This window comes from Pseudomonas sp. BN606 (assembly GCF_029873115.1).
Classification (GTDB): domain Bacteria; phylum Pseudomonadota; class Gammaproteobacteria; order Pseudomonadales; family Pseudomonadaceae; genus Metapseudomonas.
Genome location: NZ_SSOF01000082.1, coordinates 162741 through 182567, shown reverse-complemented (window position 1 = coordinate 182567; position 19827 = coordinate 162741). Strand labels below are relative to the sequence as shown.

The 19827-nt window shown below is 62.4% G+C and carries 19 protein-coding genes; 11 read left to right on the top strand and 8 right to left on the bottom strand.

The window, feature by feature from the left end:
• The 4 genes from E8E75_RS26075 to E8E75_RS26060 all read left to right on the top strand — a co-directional run.
• Positions 1-1315, top strand: a 1315-nt coding sequence (locus tag E8E75_RS26075) for a calcium-binding protein (RefSeq protein WP_348530008.1), incomplete at its 5' end; no start/stop codon positions are given.
• A gap of 277 nt (positions 1316-1592) precedes the next feature.
• On the top strand, positions 1593-2834 hold the full coding sequence (locus E8E75_RS26070; protein WP_162945883.1) for a glutamine synthetase family protein: 1242 nt from the start codon (positions 1593-1595) through the stop codon (positions 2832-2834).
• A gap of 60 nt (positions 2835-2894) precedes the next feature.
• A complete protein-coding gene (locus E8E75_RS26065; RefSeq protein ID WP_120649886.1) occupies positions 2895-4220 on the top strand; it encodes an MFS transporter in 1326 nt (441 codons plus the stop codon).
• 99 nt (positions 4221-4319) lie between these two features.
• Positions 4320-4940 (top strand): TIGR04282 family arsenosugar biosynthesis glycosyltransferase, encoded by a 621-nt coding sequence (locus tag E8E75_RS26060; RefSeq protein WP_120649887.1) that lies wholly within the window; start codon positions 4320-4322, stop codon positions 4938-4940.
• A 39-nt stretch (positions 4941-4979) separates the two neighbouring features.
• Here the strand turns inward: E8E75_RS26060 and E8E75_RS26055 are convergent, their stop codons facing one another.
• The 4 genes from E8E75_RS26055 to flgA all read right to left on the bottom strand — a co-directional run bounded on the left by E8E75_RS26055 (position 4980) and on the right by flgA (position 7567).
• A complete protein-coding gene (locus E8E75_RS26055; RefSeq protein ID WP_120649888.1) occupies positions 4980-5729 on the bottom strand; it encodes a flagellar brake protein in 750 nt (249 codons plus the stop codon).
• 92 nt (positions 5730-5821) lie between these two features.
• The gene (locus E8E75_RS26050) at positions 5822-6289 is read right to left on the bottom strand and encodes a flagellar protein FlgN (protein ID WP_120649889.1); all 468 of its coding nucleotides are present in this window, start codon (positions 6287-6289) and stop codon (positions 5822-5824) included.
• Positions 6290-6337: 48 nt separating this feature from the next.
• Positions 6338-6676, bottom strand: a complete 339-nt coding sequence (gene flgM, locus E8E75_RS26045) for a flagellar biosynthesis anti-sigma factor FlgM (RefSeq protein ID WP_120649890.1) — start codon at positions 6674-6676, stop codon at positions 6338-6340.
• Between the two features lie 129 nt (positions 6677-6805).
• Entirely contained in the window at positions 6806-7567 is a 762-nt protein-coding gene (gene flgA, locus E8E75_RS26040; RefSeq protein WP_153917363.1) for a flagellar basal body P-ring formation chaperone FlgA, read from the bottom strand.
• Between the two features lie 76 nt (positions 7568-7643).
• On the opposite strand from flgA, the gene E8E75_RS26035 reads away from it, so the two are divergent.
• Both E8E75_RS26035 and cheR read left to right on the top strand, forming a co-directional pair.
• A complete protein-coding gene (locus E8E75_RS26035) occupies positions 7644-8576 on the top strand; it encodes a chemotaxis protein CheV (protein WP_120649892.1) in 933 nt (310 codons plus the stop codon).
• A 42-nt stretch (positions 8577-8618) separates the two neighbouring features.
• Positions 8619-9446 (top strand): protein-glutamate O-methyltransferase CheR, encoded by an 828-nt coding sequence (gene cheR / locus E8E75_RS26030; protein WP_120649893.1) that lies wholly within the window; start codon positions 8619-8621, stop codon positions 9444-9446.
• Between the two features lie 44 nt (positions 9447-9490).
• Here cheR and E8E75_RS26025 read toward each other — a convergent pair whose 3' ends face one another.
• The 4 genes from E8E75_RS26025 to E8E75_RS26010 all read right to left on the bottom strand — a co-directional run bounded on the left by E8E75_RS26025 (position 9491) and on the right by E8E75_RS26010 (position 13449).
• The gene (locus E8E75_RS26025; RefSeq protein ID WP_120649894.1) at positions 9491-9916 is read right to left on the bottom strand and encodes an organic hydroperoxide resistance protein; all 426 of its coding nucleotides are present in this window, start codon (positions 9914-9916) and stop codon (positions 9491-9493) included.
• An 88-nt stretch (positions 9917-10004) separates the two neighbouring features.
• Positions 10005-10853 carry a LuxR C-terminal-related transcriptional regulator gene (locus E8E75_RS26020; RefSeq protein ID WP_153917367.1) on the bottom strand — a complete coding sequence of 283 codons (849 nt, stop codon included), beginning with the start codon at positions 10851-10853 and terminating at the stop codon, positions 10005-10007.
• Positions 10854-10896: 43 nt separating this feature from the next.
• Positions 10897-12315 carry an aminotransferase gene (locus E8E75_RS26015; protein ID WP_120649896.1) on the bottom strand — a complete coding sequence of 473 codons (1419 nt, stop codon included), beginning with the start codon at positions 12313-12315 and terminating at the stop codon, positions 10897-10899.
• Between the two features lie 39 nt (positions 12316-12354).
• On the bottom strand, positions 12355-13449 hold the full coding sequence (locus E8E75_RS26010) for a polyamine ABC transporter substrate-binding protein (RefSeq protein ID WP_120649897.1): 1095 nt from the start codon (positions 13447-13449) through the stop codon (positions 12355-12357).
• A 201-nt stretch (positions 13450-13650) separates the two neighbouring features.
• Here E8E75_RS26010 and E8E75_RS26005 point away from each other — a divergent pair, with 201 nt between their 5' ends.
• The 5 genes from E8E75_RS26005 (at position 13651) to E8E75_RS25985 (ending at position 19696) form a co-directional block, all read left to right on the top strand.
• On the top strand, positions 13651-14301 hold the full coding sequence (locus tag E8E75_RS26005; protein WP_120649898.1) for a TetR family transcriptional regulator C-terminal domain-containing protein: 651 nt from the start codon (positions 13651-13653) through the stop codon (positions 14299-14301).
• A gap of 83 nt (positions 14302-14384) precedes the next feature.
• Positions 14385-15098, top strand: a complete 714-nt coding sequence (locus E8E75_RS26000; RefSeq protein WP_120649899.1) for a response regulator — start codon at positions 14385-14387, stop codon at positions 15096-15098.
• A 4-nt stretch (positions 15099-15102) separates the two neighbouring features.
• A complete protein-coding gene (locus E8E75_RS25995) occupies positions 15103-15876 on the top strand; it encodes a transporter substrate-binding domain-containing protein (RefSeq protein WP_120649900.1) in 774 nt (257 codons plus the stop codon).
• Positions 15873-18116 (top strand): ATP-binding protein, encoded by a 2244-nt coding sequence (locus E8E75_RS25990; RefSeq protein WP_153917369.1) that lies wholly within the window; start codon positions 15873-15875, stop codon positions 18114-18116. The genes E8E75_RS25995 and E8E75_RS25990 overlap by 4 nt, the downstream gene beginning before the upstream one ends.
• Positions 18117-18298: 182 nt before the next feature.
• Positions 18299-19696: an amino acid permease gene (locus tag E8E75_RS25985; RefSeq protein WP_120649902.1), complete on the top strand. Its 1398-nt coding sequence runs from the start codon at positions 18299-18301 to the stop codon at positions 19694-19696.
• The last annotated feature ends 131 nt before the right edge of the window (positions 19697-19827 follow it).

The window sequence follows — 19827 nt, the reverse complement described above, 5'->3', positions numbered from 1 at the left end:
CAACCAGGTGGCGTCGGCGGCGACCGCCTTCATCGGCGGGACGTTCAACGGCGGTCCTGGCAACGACATCCTGACCGGTACCGCCGGTGACGATGTGATGAACGGCGGTGGTGGTAACGACACGCTCAACGGTGGAGCCGGCAATGACCTGATCGATGGCGCCACGGGTGCCGACAGCATGACCGGTGGAGCCGGCAACGACACCTTCTATGTCGACAACGTGCTCGATTCGGTGACCGAGGCAGCCGGGGACGGGCGTGACATGGTGCGCACGACCCTTGCGAGTTACAGCCTGGGCGCCAACGTCGAGGATCTGGCCTATATCGGAAGCAGCAATTTCACGGCGGTGGGGAACGGCCTGGCGAATGTGATCGCCGGTGCCGTGGGGAACGATACCCTGAGCGGTGGCGGCGGCAATGACATGATGTTCGGTGTAGCCGGCAATGATGTCCTCAACGGCAATGCAGGGGCTGATCGTATGGTGGGGGGAGTCGGGGACGACACCTTCTATGTGGACAACGCGCTGGATGTGGTGGTCGAGAATACGGGCGAGGGGAGTGACATGGTCCGTACGACGCTGTCCAGCTACACCCTGGGGGCCAATCTCGAGGTCCTGGTCTCCCTTGGTGCCGGCGCCTTTACGGGGACCGGCAACGCCTTGGCCAACCGGCTGGTCGGTGGCACCAGCACTGATACCCTCGACGGCCTGGCCGGGAATGACATTCTCCATGGGCTGACCGGCAACGACGTGCTCAATGGTGGCGCGGATGCCGACACGATGATGGGTGGCAGCGGTAATGACACCTACTACGTGGACAATGCGCTGGACTTCGTGGCTGAGGCGGTGGGTGATGGGACTGATGTCGTTCGCACGACGCTGTCGAGTTACAGTCTCGGGACGAACGTGGAGAACCTGGTGTTCATTGGCAGCGGGGCGTTCAGTGGCACGGGCAATACCCTGGCCAACCGGATCCTGGGCGGAAGTGACGCCGACACTCTCAATGGACTGGGTGGGAACGACGTCCTGGTTGGCGGTGCAGGCAACGACACCATGAATGGTGGCGCAGGCAATGACATCTTCCAGTTCGGTGCGGGCTTCGGGCAGGACCAGATTCTCGGCTTCGATGCCATTCCTGCGGGAGGCCAGGACCGCTTGCATGTCGCGAATCTGGGCATTACCGCGGCGAACTTCGCTGGTAGTGTGGTCATCGCTGGGGTGGGGGCCGACACCCTGGTCACCATCGGAGCCGACAGCATCACTTTGGTGGGCGTGGCCAGTGCCACCGTGACCCAGGCGGACTTCATCGTCAGCTGAGGAGGCAGCCAACGCGCACGATGCAGTAACGGAAAAGGGGTGAAGCCCTCGCGGCTTCACCCCTTTTTCATGGCATGAAGAATCGCCGTTTCACCTGCTTGATATTTCGAACGGCCGGTGCGTATTTTGTACAAGCCGCCATCCAGAGCGGCTGTAGTGCACAAGGACAATAACCATGACTACCAAAGTCCGCAGCCCGCTCGCCGAGCGACTGGCCGGTGTAGAAGAGATCGAGTGCGTCACCCCCGACCTGAACGGGGTGATGCGGGGCAAGGTGATGACGGGGGAGGGCTTCCTCTCCGGCCGCCGTTTGCAGCTGGCGCGGGGTGTGCTTCTTCAATGCATCATGGGCGGTTACCCGCCGGCCCGTTTCTATGGCTGCGACGACGGCGACCTGGCCCTGGTCGCCGAGCCGAGCCAGATCCATTGCCTGCCTTGGGCCGATCGGCCACGCGCCTTGGCGATCTGCGATGCCCAGGAGCTGGACGGTCGGCCTTCGGGGTTGTCCACGCGGGGGCTGCTGCGCAAGGTGGTGGAGCGCTATGCCGAACACGGCTGGAAGCCCGTGGTCGCCACAGAGCTGGAGTTCTTTGTCTTCGCGACCAACCCGAATCCGACGGAGGCTTTCCAGCCGCCACTCGGGCTGGACGGACGTCGTGAGATCGGTTGTTCGGCCTTCAGCGTGTCCTCCAACAATGGCCTGAGGCCGTTCTTCGAGGAGGTCTATCGCGGCATGGCGGCTTTCGGCATGTCCCGCGATACCTTCATGCACGAGATGGGCGTCAGCCAGTTTGAGATCAACTTCCTCCATGGCGACCCGCTGCTGCTCGCGGACCAGACCTTCCTGTTCAAGCATCTGCTCAAGGAGGTCGCGCTCAAGCACGGCATCCAGGTGGTCTGCATGGCCAAGCCATTGGCGCACACGCCGGGCAGTTCGATGCATATCCATCAGAGTGTGGTGACGCTCGACGATGAGGCGAACATCTTCAGCGATACCCTGGGCGAGCCCACCGCGGCCTTTGCCCACTTCATCGGTGGCCAGCAGGCGGCCATGGCGGATTTCACCGCGCTCTTCGCGCCAAACGTGAACTCCTACCAGCGGCTTTGCCACCCTTATGCGTCGCCCAACAATGCCTGCTGGTCCCACGACAACCGGGCGGCGGGCCTGCGTATTCCAGCCAGTGCGCCGGAGGCCAGAAGGGTGGAGAACCGCTTGCCCGGCGCAGACGCCAATCCCTATCTCGCCATCGCCGCCAGTCTGGCAGCCGGGCTCTACGGGATGGAACAGCAGCTGCAGCCGAGCGCGCCTATCCAGGGCGAATTCGAGGCGCCGGACGAATTGTTGCTTCCCTGTACCCTGCATGCTGCGATCGAGCGTCTGAAACGCAGCGATCTGGCGCGTGAACTGTTCGGCAAGGAGTTCATCGAAGGCTACATTGCTACAAAGACGATGGAGCTCAGCAGCTTCTTCGATGAGATCACGCCCTGGGAACGGCGCATCCTCGCCTCTCAGGTCTGATCGCCCAAGGGCCGTCCGATCGGTCGGCCCTTCCTGTACATGGAGCCGCCTGGAGCGCCGATGCATCGGATCTGGAAGTCGTTTCGCGCACTGTATTTCGCCACCTTGCTCATGCTGATCGGCTCCGGCCTGCTCAGTACCTACCTCGGCCTGCGCCTCGCGGCGGACAAGGTGGATGGGCTCTGGGTCGGCGCCCTGATGGCGGCCAACTATTTCGGCCTGATCCTTGGCGGCAAGCTGGGACACCGGCTGATCGCGCGGGTCGGGCATATCCGTGCCTACGTGGCCTGCGCCGGGGTGGTGACGGCGGCCGTGCTTGGGCACGGTCTGATCGACTTCCTGCCAGCCTGGTTGTTCATGCGGATGCTTGTTGGCCTGGGGATGATGTGCCAGTACATGGTGATCGAGAGTTGGCTCACCGAGCAGGCCGAGGCGAGCCAGCGTGGACAGGTTTTCGCGGGCTACATGGTTGCCTCCTACCTGGGGCTGGTACTCGGGCAGCTGGTGCTGGTCCTGCATCCCGGCCTCGGGCCGGAGTTGTTGATGCTGGTGGCCATGTGCTTCGCACTGTGCCTGGTACCGGTGGCGCTGACCCGCAAGCTGCACCCGGCGCCGCTGCATCCGGCACCGCTGGAGCCGCGCTTCTTCATCAAGCGGGTGCCGCAGTCCATGACCACTGTGCTGGTTTCCGGTCTGGTGATCGGTTCCTTCTACGGCCTGGCGCCGCTCTATGCCACGGCCCAGGGCCTGCCTATCGATCAGGTGGGCTTGTTCATGGGGAGCTGCATCCTGGCCGGACTCCTCGTGCAGTGGCCATTGGGCTGGCTGTCGGACCGTCATGATCGCGCGGTGCTGATTCGCAGCACGGCGGCCTTGCTCGCAGTGTCCGCTTTGCCCCTGGCGATCATGCCGACGGCGCCCCTCGAGGTGCTGTTCCCGGTAGGCTTCCTGGTCTGCCTGCTGCAGTTCAGCCTTTACCCGCTCGCGGTGGCTTTCTCCAATGACCATATAGAAGCCGAAAGGAGGGTGTCGCTGACCGCCATGTTACTGATCACCTTCGGTGTGGGGGCGAGTATCGGTCCGCTGTTGACCGGCGCACTGATGAAACAGCTGGGGCCGAACATGCTCTATGCATTCGTCTGCTTCTGCGCCACGGTTCTGGTGTTGCGGGTTCGACCGGATGCCGTTACCGGGCTACACCGGGTCGACGAGGCGCCGCTGCACCATGTGCCGACCCCGGACAACATGACCAGTTCACCCCTGGTGGCAGCCCTGGACCCGCGCGTCGATGAAAAGGCGGTGCACGACCAGATGCAGAACGGCGACGTTCCGCCGCCAGAGCCGTCGACCGAGGGAATGCCGGAACAGCCACAGCCCGACAAATAGTGGCCCAACGCCACATCGTTTTTGCCCAATTATCGACCAGTGCGGATACCCGAGCTTCAAGCCCAAGGCCTGCCTTGGGACTTCAAGGAGGAACTGGTCATGTCGTTGAGCATTTCCCTGCATCTGCTGGCCAGCGCCCCTCAGGCTGGCAAGCACCACCCCCGCCTGGTTCCGGAGTTGGGCGAGGAGGGGGTGAGCCAGTTGCATCGGCAATTGGTGGCGCGCGTACTCAACCTACCGCCGCTTGGCTTCTGTGAGCGGATCTTCTGGATCGAGGATGGGCCGGACGAGGCCCTTGAAGCCCTGGCCGAGGACAACGACTGGATGGTCGTGGGGCAGCCGGTGGGTGACCTGGGGGAGCGCATGCGACGTATCGCTGCCTTGGGGTTGTCAGAAAACGATGCCGTGGTGCTTATCGGCCAGCATTGCCCGATGCTGGATGCCGATTACCTGTCGGCCGCTTGCGAGGCGCTGCATCAGCACCAGGCGGTTCTGGGGCCGACGGAGGATGGCCGCTACGTGCTCCTCGGCTTGCGACGTGTCGATCCGCGCCTGTTTGAAGCCATGCCCTGGGGCAGTGACCAGGTGCTGGCCCTGACGTGTGAACGCCTGCAGGAGCTGGATTGGCAGCATGGGCTGCTGCCATCGCTATGGGTGATGGACAGTCCCGAGCATCTGCCGCGCCTGGGGCGTCTGGGTTTCAAGCTCGGAACTGTCTGAGGGAAGGTCGACACAGCGGAAGCCATGCCGGGTTGAGCGCTAGAAGAGCTCGTCCTTTTCGAATCGACGCGCTTCACGTTGCAGCTGGTAGACGAAGCGCTCGACGTTGCGCTGTACCAGCCCACTCATGTTGTGGAAGCGGATGCCTACGAAGCTCATACCCAGCTTCTCGTCGAAATGCAGATGGCGTAGCTCAACCGGGGTGGTAACGGGGCCGATGGGCATCTTGGCGCTGAAACGCTCATAAATCTGCCCAGGTTGCAGGCGGCCGCTCAGGTCGCCTTCGAACCGCAGCTTGCACCCGGTGGCCGAGATATCCAGCATCACACCCTTTATCGCGGACGACATCTTGTCGCCGTCCAGCTCGATGGGTACCAATTGGCTTTGCTTGAGGGGGGCACGAAAGGCGTTGCGGCGCTGGTGGTAGGTCACCTCGTCGGGCAGTGGGCACCAGTAGCAACGACCTCCCTCGAACTCCCCGAGTGTTGCCGGCTGCTGGGTATCCCAGGCGATACGCACGCCATCATGGAAGCCTTCTACACGGAAGGATTCGCCGCTCTTCAGGAAACGCTCGCCGTCGTTCGGGATCATCTCGTCCAGGGCGATAAGACCGCGATCGCGGTCCACTTCAATCAGGTAACTCTGGAAACGCTGGTTTCGGCCGTGGAAGGTGACGATCAACGGATCGTGATGCTGCTGAAGCAGACGAAGATTGGCCAGGATCTCTACCGGTGTCTTGAGCACCTTGGGGGGTTGAGGGCCGTTAACTTCGTGGAATGGATTGGACACGGTCCAGGTTTCTCCGAACGCAAACGCGGGTTACACAAAGAGCAGTGGCGTCATGCCTCCATGTGTCTTTGTGCCTTTCTTGTAATGTCTTGTCAGGCCTGGCTAAGCGGGCGCTGCTGGCCGATTCTAGCGGCCGCGCCGCGGCTGTCATAGAGGCTGGGCGTGTCACCGCCACGCAGGATGCCGAGCATGCTGCCGATCGTTGCCCGATTGGCGCGGATCAGTCGACCGTTTCGCTCGTTGGTCGTTCTGCATCGTTCGAGCAGCTCGCCCAGTTCGTCGCTGCGTTCGAGCAGTTCCTGGCCCACGGGGGAGCGCTCGGCGAGTTGCTGCAAACCGGCGCGATCGGTGCTCAATTGGAGGCTGGCCAGCAGTTGGCTGCGTTGGTGGCCATGCTGGTCGAGTTGGGCAAGCAGGGGTTGCTTGTCGGCCAGCAGTTTCTCGAGGCGGACTAGGTCGCGCTCGCCCAGAACCTGGAATTCTTCGTCCATTAGCTCAAGCAAACGCTTGGCATGGCCGATATCGTCGGTGAACAGCTGAAGCAGGTTGGTATCGTGCATACGCGCTCTGGGGCCTTAGCGTCCAAGTTCCCCAGCGCCGCCCGTGGACTAGCGCTGGGATTCGAAGTTCAGCAGCTTGCTGGCCACGCGCTTGCTGTCGACCTGGTAGGAGCCGTCGGCAATGGCCTGCTTGAGCTTTTCCACGCGTTCCTTGTCCACCACGGGCAGGTCGCGCAGTTTTTCGCCGGCTTTCTGCAGCACTTGAGCTTCGCTGCTCAGTTGCACGGATTCGCCGCTTTTGGCAGTCGGAGCCTGCTCGCCGGTGTTCTGGGTCGAAGCAGTCTGGCCGCTGGTGACGGTTTCGCTCTTGCCGGCCTGGGTGCTGCCGGTACGCCCGGAGTTGGCAGGCGTGGGGCCGTTATTAAGCCGGTTGAAGTCGATAACCATGATGCTGAACCTCGGACGCTAATTGGACGCTTACCGTTTTATCGGCCCTGTCCGGGATAACTTTAGAAAATTCTTTCGTACCGGCTGAGTTTAGGAAATCAGCCCGGTCCGGCGCCAGCGGAATCATGTCTACATATCTACCTGAACCTGGCCTGGCCCTTTCACTCGGGCCTTGATCACGCGGCCGGAGCTCAGGTTTCGGACCCGTATTTGCTCACCCGGCGCGCCCTTGCTCATGGCTTCGCCCGGCATGCGTACATTGATTGACGAGCCGACGGCGCTGATCACGACCTGGTCGCCCTTGCTCACTACTTCGGCCTGCTCCAGGTGCAATGGGGCCAGTACCTGGTCGGAAACCAGGGAGCGCGTAGTTTTCTGTCCAATGATCTGCCCCGGATCGCTCAGAAAGCCCTGGCTCAGGGTGCCCACGTCACGCTCGGCCAGGGCCACGTCCTGATGGGTGATGGGCACGCCACGGCGCAATGCGCGCGTGACTACCACCACTTCGCGATAGAGCTTCACCTGGGCGGGGACGAACACTGTCCAGGGGGCGCTGCCCTCACAGCTGATTCGTACCGTGACACGCCCCAGCGGCTGGGCAGGGCTTTCCAGCTTGGCCGTCAAATCCCTGTCGCATTCGGCCAGCCGCAGGCGGGGATCGAGCCGGTTGACCTGGATTTCGCTGCGACCCTGGATATTGCCGCGCTGCAGATATTCTTCGACGGTGAACTCAAGAAAGCCTTCGGCGGTGCCGATAAGTATTTCAGGCGACGTCACACTCGCACTCGACGCAGGGCTGTAGCCGAGACAGCACAAAGCGGGTAAAACAGCCGCAAGCGTATTGCGGCGTTTTGCCATCAGGTGTCGGAAAAGCGTCATCATGGTGTTCATGCAAACTTAGAAGCAAGGCTCGTGCCGCCTGCTAGGCTGAAGCGGGCGCTCATCGACTTGTAATAGGAGTCTGGTCATGGCCGGTGTTTTGGATTCGGTTAACCAGCGTACTCAACTGGTCGGGCAGAACCGCCTGGAGCTGCTGCTGTTCCGTCTTGACGGGCCGCAGCTGTACGGGATCAACGTGTTCAAGGTGAAGGAGGTACTGCAGTGCCCCCGTCTCACTCTGATGCCCAAGTCCAGTCCGGTTGTACGCGGGGTCGCCAATATCCGTGGGGGTACCATTCCGATTCTCGACCTGTCCATGGCGACCGGGCGCAGAGGCCTCGATGACCTGAAGAACAGCTTCGTCATCATCACGGAATACAACACCAAGGTGCAGGGGTTCCTGGTGCGCTCGGTGGAGCGCATCGTCAACATGAACTGGGAGGAGATCCATCCGCCACCCAAGGGAACCGGTCGCGACCATTACCTGACGGCGGTCACCCGGGTCGACAAGCAGTTGGTGGAAATCATCGACGTCGAGAAGATCCTCGCCGAAGTGGCGCCCACCTCCGAAGTGGTGTCCGAAGGCGTTATCGATATCGACACCCAGAGCAAGGCCGTCAGCAAGCGCGTCCTGATCGTCGACGACTCTTCCGTCGCGCGCAAGCAGGTGATCCGTTGCCTGGAAACCGTCGGCGTCGAGGTCAAGGCCTTGAACGATGGGCGCCAAGCCTACAACTACCTGCGTGAATTGGTGGAAGAAGGCAAGGCGCCGGAACAGGAATTGCTGATGATCGTTTCCGACATCGAGATGCCGGAGATGGATGGCTATACCCTGACGGCGGAGATCCGCAACGATCCGCGCATGCAGAAGTTGCATATCCTCCTGCATACTTCGCTTTCGGGTGTGTTCAACCAGGCAATGGTGAAGAAGGTCGGGGCGGATGACTTCCTCGCCAAGTTCAAGCCGGATGACCTGGCCGCGCGAGTCGTGGAACGCATCAAGGTAACGGACGGGGGCTGATTCGGCCCCCTGACACGGAAACAGATCGGTGAGGCGCCCTTAGTGTCTTCAGGCAATGTGGAGTTCGAGCAGTTCCGGGTGTTCCTGGAAAAGACCTGCGGCATCCTGCTGGGCAGCAACAAGCAGTATCTGGTCTCCAGTCGGCTGAACAAGCTGATGGAGCAGAACGGCATCAAGACGCTGGGTGAACTCACTCAGCGCATCCAGGGATTTTCCCGTGGTGGCCTGCGCGAGCAGGTCATCGATGCCATGACCACCAACGAGACCTTGTGGTTTCGAGATACCTATCCCTTCGAAGTGCTGAAAAGCCGGGTGCTGCCCGAGCTGCTCAAGGCCAACCCGAATCAGCCGCTGCGCATCTGGTCGGCGGCCAGTTCGTCGGGGCAGGAACCGTTCTCCATTTCCATGACGATCGACGAGTACGAGAAGATCAACCTCGGCCAGCTCAAGGCCGGCGCGCGAATCGTCGCTACGGATCTGTCCAGCTCGATGCTGGCGGCCTGCCGCTCTGGCGAGTACGACAGCCTGGCCATGGGGCGGGGCCTCTCGCAGGAACGTCTGGTACGTTACTTCGACCCGAAAGGGCCGGGGCGTTGGGCAGTCAAACCGGCCATTCGCAGCCGTGTGGAGTTTCGTCCGCTGAACCTGCTGGACAGCTATGCGGCGCTGGGCAAGTTCGACATCGTCTTTTGCCGCAATGTGCTGATCTACTTCTCCGCCGATGTGAAGAAGGACATCCTCACTCGCATCCACGCCACCCTTAAACCGGGCGGCTATCTGTTCCTCGGCGCGTCCGAGGCGCTGAACGGCCTGCCGGACCTCTACCAGATGGTCCAGTGCAGTCCGGGGATCATTTACAAGGTGAAGTAAAGAGGGAGGCCAGTGGCCTCCCTCTTTATTTGTCCGAGCGCACGTTACACCAAAGTCAGTGTCACGTTGATGTTGCCACGCGTAGCGTTGGAGTAAGGGCAGACGATGTGCGCCTTGTCCACCAGTTCCTTGGCGGCCTGCTTGTCCAACCCGGGCAGGGAAATCTTCAATTCGACTTCGATGCCGAAACCTGTCGGCAGGGTACCGATGCCCACGGCACCTTCTATATAGGTGTCTTCGCTGAGAGTGATTTTTTCCTTGCCGGCGACGAACTTGATCGCACCGAGGAAGCACGCTGAGTAACCCGCCGCGAAGAGCTGCTCGGGGTTGGTGCCGTCGCCACCAGGGCCGCCCAGCTCCTTGGGAGTGGTCAGCTTCACATCCAGCACGCCGTCCGAGGACACGGCGCGGCCTTCACGGCCGCCGTAGGCTTCGGCGTGGGCGGTGTACAGGGCTTTTTCGATGGGCATGGCGCGTCTCCAGTTGAGGGAAGAGACAAGCAAGCCTAGTCAATGGATGCGATCTGCCCACTGCCGTTTGACTGAAAAGGCCCCTGGGTCAGGCTGTCAGCCAATCGATGAACAGGGCGAACAACTCCGCCTGGGAGCTGATTTCCAGCTTGGTGTAGAGATTCTTGCGGTGCATGCGCACGGTTTCCGGGGAGATTTCCAGCACCTTGGCGCTGGATTTTGCCGAGTGCCCGCGAAGCAGCAGGTGGGCGATTTCCCGCTCGCGTTCGGTCAGCCGGTCGCTGCCGAAGTTCATGAAGGCCTCGCGTATCTGCTGGTTAAGCGCCGCGGCCGGCGCCGAATGCATGGGCGCAGGTCCATGGCCGTCCAGACAGCGCACCAGTCCGCCGCGCTCGTCGAACTGGCGAATCAGTTCCCGAACCAGCGGCTGTGCGGCCCGAAGAAGGTCCAGCTCGGCAGTGCTGAAGCGTGCGCCGCTGCGACCCTGGTAGACGCACAGCGAAACCTTGCGCTGGCCGCCCAGGTCGACGATGAAGTGGGCGTCTTCCACCGAGCCGCATTTCAGGTAGTAGGTGCGGTAGTACTCGCTATTGAAGAAGTCGTCCGGGGCGATTTCCGAGAGGTGGTAGAAGCCTTCCGCCAGGCCGTTCTCCAGTGCAAGGCAGAAGGGGTCGAGCATGTAACCACGGGCGTAGTAGCGCTCGGTGAGCGCCTCGCGGTACTCAGCCGGGATTCCACGCTGGTAGAGCGGGCGCGGCGGCAGGCCTTTGCACTCCAGGCCAAGCAGTACGGACTCGATAGGGACGAGGCTGGCCAGCGCCTCTGCCAGCCTCTCGCAAAAGCCGGCTTCGGCAACGCTGGCCATGGCCAGGGCCAGCCCCGCATGCCAGGCATGAAGGGTGGCTGGGGTGGTTCTGTCAGCAGTGGTTTCGGTCATGGCCGGCAGTCTACTGGTGCCGCCAGGTGGCGGCCAGACCCCCTCAACTCCCGGCATAGTCGCCACTTCGCGCAAGGTCGGCGGCGGTTTCGAGGATGGCCTCGCGCAGCGTGTCGACGATCTCGTCCACCTGGGCGTGGGTGATGGTCAGCGGCGGCGACATCACGTTCAGGTGCACGATAGGCCGTACCAGTAATCCGCGCTTCTGCGCCCTCAGGTGGATCTGCTCACCGATATTCAACTCATCGGGGAACAGGGTCTTGCTGGCCTTGTTGGCAACGAACTCGACGCAGGCCATCAACTTCTTGCAGCGCACGCTGCCCACCAGCGGCAGGTCGGCCAGGGTCCGCAGGCGCTCCTCCAGATAGGCACCCACTTCGTCCACATGGGTCAGCAGGTTTTCCCGCTGGATGATCTCGATGTTCTTCAGCGCGCTGACGCAGCTCACCGGGTGCCCGCTGTAGGTGAAGCCATGGCTGAAGCAGCGGCCCTTGCCCGGCTCGCCGATCACCTGCCAGATACGATCGGAGAAGATGCAGGCACCCAGCGGCAGGTAACCGGAAGTCAGGCCTTTGGCGGTAGTGATGATGTCCGGCACGACGCCGAACACATCTTCCGAGGCGAAGAAGGCGCCCAGACGGCCGAAGGAGGTCACCACCTCGTCGGAGATATAGAGCACGTCATGGCGCTGGCAGACCTCCCACATGCGCTTGTGGTAGCCGGCCGGCGGGATGATCACGCCGCCCGAGCCCATGATCGGCTCGGCGAAGAAGGCACCCACCCGGTCCGCACCCAGGGTGAGGATCTTGTCCTCGAACTCGTTGACCAGAAAGTCCAGGAACTGCGCTTCATCCATGCCCGCTGGTGCTCGGTAGGGGTTGGGGCAGGAGATGTGATGGATGCGGTCCTTGAGGAAGTCGAACTCGGCCGGACGGTCCGCTGCCTTGCCGCCCAGCGACATGGTCAGGAACGTGGAGCCGTGGTACGCGTTGATGCGGGTGATGACGTGTTTCTTTTCCGGCTTGCCGCGGCAGTTCTGGTAGTACTGCACCAGGCGGTAGGCGGTATCCACGGCGGTGGAACCGCCGGTAGTGAGGAACACGTGGTCGAGGTCGCCCGGAGCCAGTTCGGCAAGCTTCTCGCAGAGTTCGATGGCCTTGACGTTGGCCATATCGCAGAACGGGTTGGAGTAGGCGAGTTGGCGGACTTGTTCGGCGATGGCCTCGGCCATTTCCTCGCGGCCGAGGCCAATGTTGGTGCACCACATGCCGCCCACGGCGTCCAGGTAGCGATTGCCGGCGGTGTCGAAGATGTAGGCGCCGCTGCCGGCTGCGATGTTCAACGAGCCGTTTTCCCTGTGGTCGTCGAAGATGTGGTAACCGTGCATGTAATGCGCTTTGTCGGCGGCCACCAGGCGCTCATCGTCGAACTGGGCGAAGAAGTCGGTGTTTGGGGTGTTCATGGTCTTTACCTCGGGTCCATCTCTACTGGGCAGTTCAATTCACTTGCCGGTCTTGACCGCATTCCAGGTGCGGGTGATCAGGCGCATCGCTTTCTGCGGCTGGGTTTTCTGGGTGAAGAGCCGGGCGCGGGTCGCGTCGTCGGGATAGATCGCCGGGTCGTTCCTCACCTCGGCGGCTACCAGCGGAGTGGCGGCCTTGTTGCTGTTGGCATAACGGATGTAGTCGGTAACCTGTGCGATCACCTTGGGCTGCAGCATGTATTCGATGAACTTGTGAGCGTTCTCCACATGCGGCGCGTCCTTGGGGATGTAGAAGTCATCGAACCAGATCAGCGAGCCTTCCTTGGGTATGAAGTAGTCCAGCTTCACCTTGGCGCCAGCTTCGGTGGCGCGAGCCTGGGCCGTGGCGTAGTCGCCGGACCAGGTCATGGCGATGCATTGGTCGCCATTGGCAAGACCGTTGAGGTAGCTCATGGAGTCGAACTTGCGGATGTAGGGGCGCACCTTCATCAGCAGGTCCTGGGCGGCCTTTAGGTCTTCGGGCTCGGCGCTGTTCGGGTCGCGCCCTAGGTATGCCAGCGCCAGCGGCAGCACATCAGTGGGGGAGTCGATCAGGGTCACGCCACAATCTGCGAAACGCGACACTATCTCGGGGTCGAAGACCATCGCCAGGGAGCCGATAGGCGCGTCGGGCATGCGCGCCTTGATCATGTCGACGTTGTAGGTGATGCCATTGCTGCCCCAGGTGTAGGGCGCCGAGTAGGCTACGCCCGGATCGAAGTGTTCCAGGTTGGCCAGGACCTGTGGGTCGAGGTTGCTCCAACTGGGCAGGCGGCCCTTGTCCAGCGGCTGGAAGACCCCTGCCTTGAGCAGTGGCGGCACCAGGGCGGCGTTGAGCACCACCAGGTCGTAGCCGGAACGGCCTGGCAGCAACTTGCCCTGCACGGTCTCGTAGGAATCGAAGGTGTCGTAGATCACCTTGATCCCGGTGGCCTTCTCGAACTCGGCGAGGGTGTGTTCACCCATGTAGTCCGACCAGTTGTACAGGCGCAGGGTGTTGCCGTCGTCCGCCGGGCTCAGGGCCGGCAGAAGGATGAGCGTCGCGCCGAGTGCAGCGACCAGGGTCTTGCGCATGTCGGTTCACCTCTATTGTTGTTATCGAATCGCCTCGCTACCTACTTTGTGCCCCTTGGTCGACCTCGGCCATAACCCGAACGGGTAGGTGGGGTCGACTTCCTCCTGTACAGTCGTTCAGAACCTGTCCATGATCTGCCGCGCATCGCAAGAGCTTGAACAGGTTCTACGACTCGCCGGACCACCAAAGGAGCTTTCGGCATGACGACCCAGGATGTGCGCTACTCCCGCCTGGACCCCGAGTTGCGCAAGGCGCACTTGATCGAAGCGACCCTCATATGCCTGAAACGCCACGGTTTCCAGGGGGCCTCCATCCGCAAGATCTGCGCCGAGGCCGGTGTCTCGGTGGGGCTGATCAATCACCACTACGCGAGCAAGGACGAACTGGTCGCCGAGGCCTACCTGGCTGTCACGGGACGGGTGATGAAGCTCCTGCGCGATGCCATCGACGATGCTCCGCCCAGTCCACGGCCGCGACTATCGGCGTTCTTCCAGGCGTCCTTCAGCGCAGAGCTGTTGGACCCCCAACTGCTGGAGGCGTGGCTGGCCTTCTGGGGAGCCGTGAAGACTGCCCAGGCCATCAATCAGGCTCACGATCAGTCCTATGGCGAGTACCGGGCCATTCTTGCCAAGGTGCTCACTGAACTGGCACTTGAGGAGGGCTGGCAGGGTTTCGACGCCGAGCTCGCCGCCATCAGTCTCAGTGCATTGCTCGATGGGCTCTGGCTGGAGTCCGGGCTGAACCCGCACACCTTTACGCCGGCACAAGGCGCGCAGATCTGCGAAGCGTGGGTCGACGGTCTCCAGGCTGGCGGCATGCAGCGCTTCCTGCGTCCCGTCGGCGGCTGTTGATCGATCGTTCAGCGGGCGATAACCTCCAGCCACTCCAACAATAAGATCGCCCCGCCAAGCAGCGGCGGCGGAGGGCATTTGCAATGGCTCCCAGTGTGCTGATCGTCGACGACGATCCGCTGATCCGTGAACTGCTCCAGTCCTACCTCGCCCAGGAGGGCTACCAGGTGCGTTGCGCCAGCACTGCCGAACAGGCAGAAGCCTCGCTGGCGGAAAGCCCGGTAGACCTGGTGATGCTCGACATCCGCCTACCCGGCAAGGACGGCCTGACCCTGACCCGCGAACTGCGTGTGCGTTCCGAGGTCGGCATCATCCTCATCACTGGCCGCAACGATGAAGTCGATCGTATCGTCGGCCTTGAATGCGGCGCCGACGACTACGTGGTCAAACCCCTGAATCCCCGTGAATTGGTGTCCCGCGCCAAGAACCTGGTGCGTCGGGTACGTCATGCCCAGCAACCGGCTGCGGTTCCCGGCAGTCCGCTTCGGCGTTTCGCCGACTGGATGCTGGACAACGACCGCCGCCGCCTGATCGATCAGGACGGCAGCGAGACCCTGCTAACTCATGGCGAGTTCCAGTTGCTCAGCGTGTTCCTGCGCAATGCCGGGCACACCCTTAGCCGCGACCAATTGATGGACCAGATCCGCAACCGCGAATGGCTACCCAATGACCGCTCCATCGATGTGCTGGTCGGGCGGCTGCGCCGCAAGCTGCGCGACGATCCCGCTGAACCGCAGCTGATCATCACCATCCACGGCACGGGTTATTTGTTCACCGCCACGGCCAGCGCTGCCTGAATCCATGGCGCGTACCTGGCTGCTGGCGCTGTTCATGCTCTGCAATACCGTCCATGCCGCGCCTGCCGTGCGCTACTGCGACTATCCGGTCTATCCGCCGATTTCCTGGAGCGACGGCAAGCAGGTACGCGGCCTGGCGCCGAGAGTGGTCAAGGCAGTGTTCGCCAGACTCGGCCTGGACGTGGAAATGGTGGTGCTGGGTAACTGGAAGCGCTGCCTGATGGATGCCGCGCAGGGACGTGTGGATGTGGTGCTGGCGTACCGGACGCCCGAGCGTATGGCCGAGCTGGCCTTTGCCGAAACCGCCGTGCTGCGCGAGGAGGTGGCGGTGTTCTACAACCGGCAGCGCCCGCTTGAGGTGAACAAGCTGGAAGACCTCACGCGCTATCGCGGAGGTCTGCTGTTTGGTGAAAGCTACGGCGAAGCGTTCGACCAGGCTGTTGCCCGCGCTGGCAATATCGAATGGGTGTCCGACAGCCAGCAGAACTTCGGCAAGCTGATTCGTGGCCGGATCGACTTCATTCCCCATGAGCGGCGCACCGGGTTGCTCTATATCGAGCACCTGCCAGGCGGCAGCGATATCCGGGCCCTGCCGCTGACCCTGGCGGTGGACCACCTGCGTCTGGCGGTGTCACGACATTCCCCATTGGCGGTGCGCATGGGGGAAATCGACCGCGAGCTGCAGCACCTGGCCGATAGCGGTGAAATCGAGCGCTGGCTGGCGGAGAGCGAAGCCACCTACCGCGACATGATCGCCCAGCCGGAGTCGCGCCGATGACCGTGCCGAAACCCGCCAGCGGCCTGCTGCGACGGCTGCTGCTGTTCATCCTGTTGTTCAGCCTGTGCTTCACGCTGGTGGCCAGCGCAGTGCAACTGCACTTGGAATACCGCCGCGAGATGCGCGACATCGACGCGCGACTGGATCTGATCCGTGTCGGCTACTTGGCCAGCTTCGAGCGCAGCCTTTGGGATCTCAATCAGGAACAGCTCAAGATGCAGTTGCGCGGCCTGGCAGACTTTCCCGATATCGCCAGGGTTCGCCTGACGAGCGCTGATTTCGATTTGCAGGAAGGTGCCAGCGACCCCACCGGTCCGCTGCGACGCGAGCATTTTCCGCTTTCCTACCAGCCGCCCAGTGGCGAGCCACGCCAGTTGGGCGAACTGGAAGTCGCCATCGACCTCGGGGCTGTCTATCAGCGCCTTTATGCCACTGGCCTCACCAGCCTGCTGTGGATGGGAGTCTTCCTGTGTGGTCTCGCGATAACTCTGTCCTGGCTGTTCCATCGACTGGTCACCCGCCATCTGCAGGTCATGGCCGATTTCGCCCGGCGCATCGGCGCTGGTGACTGGCATGAGGCATTGCACCTCGATCGCCGGGGTGGGCGCGGCGCCGATGAGATCGACACGGTCGCTCAGGCCCTCGACGACATGCGCCGGGCTTTTGTCGACGATATTCAGCGCCGCGAAGAGGATCGGGCCGCTTTGCAGGGCATGGTGGAACGGCGCACTGCCAGCCTGCAACGGGCCAAGGAAGATGCCGAGGCAGCCAACCTCGCCAAGTCGCGCTTTCTTGCCACCATGAGTCACGAAATCCGCACCCCCCTCAATGGCATCCTCGGCATGGCCGAGCTGCTGCGTGGCGCTACTCTGGACGAGCGCGACGGAAAGCGGCTGGACGCCCTGTACAAGGCGGCGGAAGGCTTGCTGGCAATTCTCAATGAGGTGCTCTATTTTGCCCGCCTGGAGGAAGGGGAGGGCAGGCCTGAGCGGGTCGACTTCTCCTTGCCGGAACTGCTCGACCAGGTGTTGACCCTGCTGGAGCCCAGGGCCGGTGCAAATGGCACCATCCTTCGTTCGCGCCTGGATCCGAGGGTCCAGGTGCGCTGCCACGGCGCTGAACAGTTCCTGCGCCAAGTGCTGAGCAATCTGTTGGCCAATGCGGTGAAGTTCACTACGGACGGGGAAATCCTGGTGGATGTGCGGCTGCTGGAGTCGAAGCCCGATGGGCAACGACTGCGCATCAGCATCACTGACGATGGCATTGGCATCGCGCCTGAGATGCAGGAGAAAATCTTCGAGCGCTTCACCCAGGCCAGCGAAGCTGTCGCCCAACGCTACGGAGGCACAGGCCTGGGGCTGGCCATCAGCAGGCGTCTGGTGGAGTTGATGGGGGGCAGTATCGGTGTCGAGAGCGTGGAAGGTGAGGGAAGCTGTTTCTGGTTCGAGCTGACATTGCCAGTCGCACGAAATCAGAACAGCATCCCGGCTATCACGGCACCGGGCCAGCCGCTGGATGTGCTTGTGGTCGAGGACGTCGCCCTCAACCGCGAAGTCGTGACCGGGCTACTGGAGCGTGATGGCCACAGCGTCACCTTGGCAGAGGACGCCGAGCCGGCCTTGCAGCTTTGCCGGCAGCGACGCTTCGACCTGATCCTGCTGGACCTTCACCTGCCGGGCATGGCCGGCACCGAGCTATGCCGGCTGATCCGTGGCGACTTCGAGGGTGCCAACCGGGGCACCCGCATCCTCGCCTTTACCGCCAGCCTGCAGCCGGCCCTGGTGCGCAGCTGCCTGGACGCCGGCATGGATGGTGCGCTGGCCAAGCCGTTGAAGCTCGACGACCTGCGCCGTGCCCTGACCAGGCCAGGAACGGTGGCCGTAGAGGTGGAGAGTGACGAGCTGCTGGACCAGCAATTGCTGGACACCCATCGCGGCCTTCTCGGAGAGCAGAAGGTCCAGGGGCTGTTGGTCCTGCTGCGACGCATGCTCGACGAACAGCGTACCGGCTTGCTGGATGCTCTGGAGGCACAGGATTGCGCCGAAGTCGGGCACCTCGCCCATCGCCTCGCCGGCAGCAGTGAGTCCCTCGGGCTACGTGCATTGGCGAGCTGCTTGCGAGAGCTGGAAGACCTGGCGCAGGCCGGCGATGCGCTCGCCCTGCCTGCGCTGACACCGCGCCTGGAAGAGCTGCTGGCGCGCTCTGTCCAGATGCTGGACGAGCAATTGCAGCGCGCCTAGTGAGCGTCGAACAAATTCCTTACGACTTTTTACAATTTCGATCCCCGCATTCAACGGCGTCTTACAAGTCCTTCCAATAATCGGTCCGAGCCGCGTCCAACGCGGTCCTCGTGGCCTATTGGAGACAAGAATAATGACCAGCAAAGCCCGCCTCTCCCGTCGTACCTTCACCGAGGTGCGCCATGTCTGAAGAACGCATCCAGCTCACCCGCGCGCTGAAAAGCCGCCATATCTTCATGCTGTCCCTCGGTGGGGTGATCGGCACTGGCCTGTTCATGGGCTCGGGCATCACCATCCACCAGGGCGGCCCCGCAGGCGCGGTGCTGGCCTACCTGGTAGCCGGCCTGCTGATGTACCTGGTGATGGTCTGCCTCGGTGAGCTCTCGGTACAGATGCCGGTATCCGGCTCTTTCCAGGCCCATGCCACCCGTTACATCGGTCCCGGTACCGGCTTCATGATCGGCTGGGTCTACTGGATGAGTTGGGCCACCACGGTTGGCCTGGAATTCACCGCAGCCGGCATGCTGATGACGCGCTGGTTCCCCGAAGTCCCCATCTGGTACTGGTCGGCACTGTTCGTGGTGGTGCTGTTCTCCCTGAATGCCCTGGCCACTCGCGCCTTTGGCGAGGCGGAGTACTGGTTCTCTGGAATCAAGGTGGCGGCCATTCTCGGCTTCATCGTCGTCGGCCTCCTGGCAATCTTCGGCGGCCTGCCGCTAGCCAGTGGCGAACCGGCGCCGAAGTTCTCCAACCTGATCGGTGACACCCTGTTCCCCAACGGCCTTTCTGCGGTGTTCGCCGTGATGATGGCGGTGGTTTATGCCTTCCAGGGGTGCGAGATCATGGGTGTGGCCGCCGGTGAGACGGATCAGCCGGAGAAAAGCATTCCGCGCGCTGTGCGCAACGTAGTGTTTCGCGTGCTGATCTTCTATGTGCTGGCCATCGTGGTGCTTTCGGCCATCGTTCCCTGGCAGGAGGCGGGCCTGATGGAAAGTCCGTTCGTCCAGGTGTTCGATATGGTCGGAATTCCGTTTGCAGCCGACCTGATGAACTTCGTCATCCTCACCGCCATCCTCTCGGTGGGAAACTCAGGTCTCTATGCTTCAACCCGGATTCTCTGGGCCATGTCCAAAACCGAAATGGCGCCGCGTAGCCTGGCAACACTCAGCAAGCGCGGTGTACCGCTGCGTGCCCTCTGCATCACCTTGTGCTTCGCACTGCTGTCGCTGCTGACCAGCGTCGTAGCCGCCGACACCCTGTTCATGGTGCTGATGGCCGTCAGCGGCATGGCCGGCACCGTGACCTGGATCGTCATCGCTCTGGCGCAGTACCGTTTCCGCCGCGCGCACTACAAGGCCGGCGGTACCGTTCAGGACCTGAAGTACGCAGCGCCCCTGTATCCCATCCTGCCTCTGGCCTGCATCCTGCTGTGCAGCTCGCTGTTCGTCTTCCTGGCAATGGACCCGACACAACGGCCGTCGCTTTACTGGGGCTTCGGCTTCGTCGGTATCTGCTACGCCGTCTACTACTTCCTGCAATTCAAGCGTCAGCGCCGGGCGATGGTTGCTCCTGCGGTGTAACGTCCTCGCGCGCTATTGGCGAATGACTTCGCGCCTACAGAAAGCGTGCAAATCTTCAACCTCACACGGACTGCCCCCTCTCCCTCTGGGGGAGGGGGCCAATCCTCAGCTCGAGCTTCCTGCCCATTTTG

Bases quoted from the DNA above. Each gene is read 5' to 3' on its own strand.
- E8E75_RS26060 (WP_120649887.1), top strand. From the start codon at position 4,320: ATGTCGTTGAGCATTTCCCTGCATCTGCTGGCCAGCGCCCCTCAGGCT.
- E8E75_RS26000 (WP_120649899.1), top strand. From the start codon at position 14,385: ATGGCTCCCAGTGTGCTGATCGTCGACGACGATCCGCTGATCCGTGAA.
- E8E75_RS25990 (WP_153917369.1), top strand. From the start codon at position 15,873: ATGACCGTGCCGAAACCCGCCAGCGGCCTGCTGCGACGGCTGCTGCTG.
- E8E75_RS26070 (WP_162945883.1), top strand. From the start codon at position 1,593: ATGACGGGGGAGGGCTTCCTCTCCGGCCGCCGTTTGCAGCTGGCGCGG.
- E8E75_RS26025 (WP_120649894.1), bottom strand. From the start codon at position 9,916: ATGCCCATCGAAAAAGCCCTGTACACCGCCCACGCCGAAGCCTACGGC.
- E8E75_RS26010 (WP_120649897.1), bottom strand. From the start codon at position 13,449: ATGCGCAAGACCCTGGTCGCTGCACTCGGCGCGACGCTCATCCTTCTG.
- E8E75_RS26065 (WP_120649886.1), top strand. From the start codon at position 2,895: ATGCATCGGATCTGGAAGTCGTTTCGCGCACTGTATTTCGCCACCTTG.
- E8E75_RS25985 (WP_120649902.1), top strand. From the start codon at position 18,299: ATGTCTGAAGAACGCATCCAGCTCACCCGCGCGCTGAAAAGCCGCCAT.
- flgA (WP_153917363.1), bottom strand. From the start codon at position 7,567: ATGAACACCATGATGACGCTTTTCCGACACCTGATGGCAAAACGCCGC.
- E8E75_RS26005 (WP_120649898.1), top strand. From the start codon at position 13,651: ATGACGACCCAGGATGTGCGCTACTCCCGCCTGGACCCCGAGTTGCGC.
- E8E75_RS26035 (WP_120649892.1), top strand. From the start codon at position 7,644: ATGGCCGGTGTTTTGGATTCGGTTAACCAGCGTACTCAACTGGTCGGG.
- E8E75_RS26015 (WP_120649896.1), bottom strand. From the start codon at position 12,315: ATGAACACCCCAAACACCGACTTCTTCGCCCAGTTCGACGATGAGCGC.
- E8E75_RS26020 (WP_153917367.1), bottom strand. From the start codon at position 10,853: ATGACCGAAACCACTGCTGACAGAACCACCCCAGCCACCCTTCATGCC.
- E8E75_RS25995 (WP_120649900.1), top strand. From the start codon at position 15,103: ATGGCGCGTACCTGGCTGCTGGCGCTGTTCATGCTCTGCAATACCGTC.
- E8E75_RS26050 (WP_120649889.1), bottom strand. From the start codon at position 6,289: ATGCACGATACCAACCTGCTTCAGCTGTTCACCGACGATATCGGCCAT.
- flgM (WP_120649890.1), bottom strand. From the start codon at position 6,676: ATGGTTATCGACTTCAACCGGCTTAATAACGGCCCCACGCCTGCCAAC.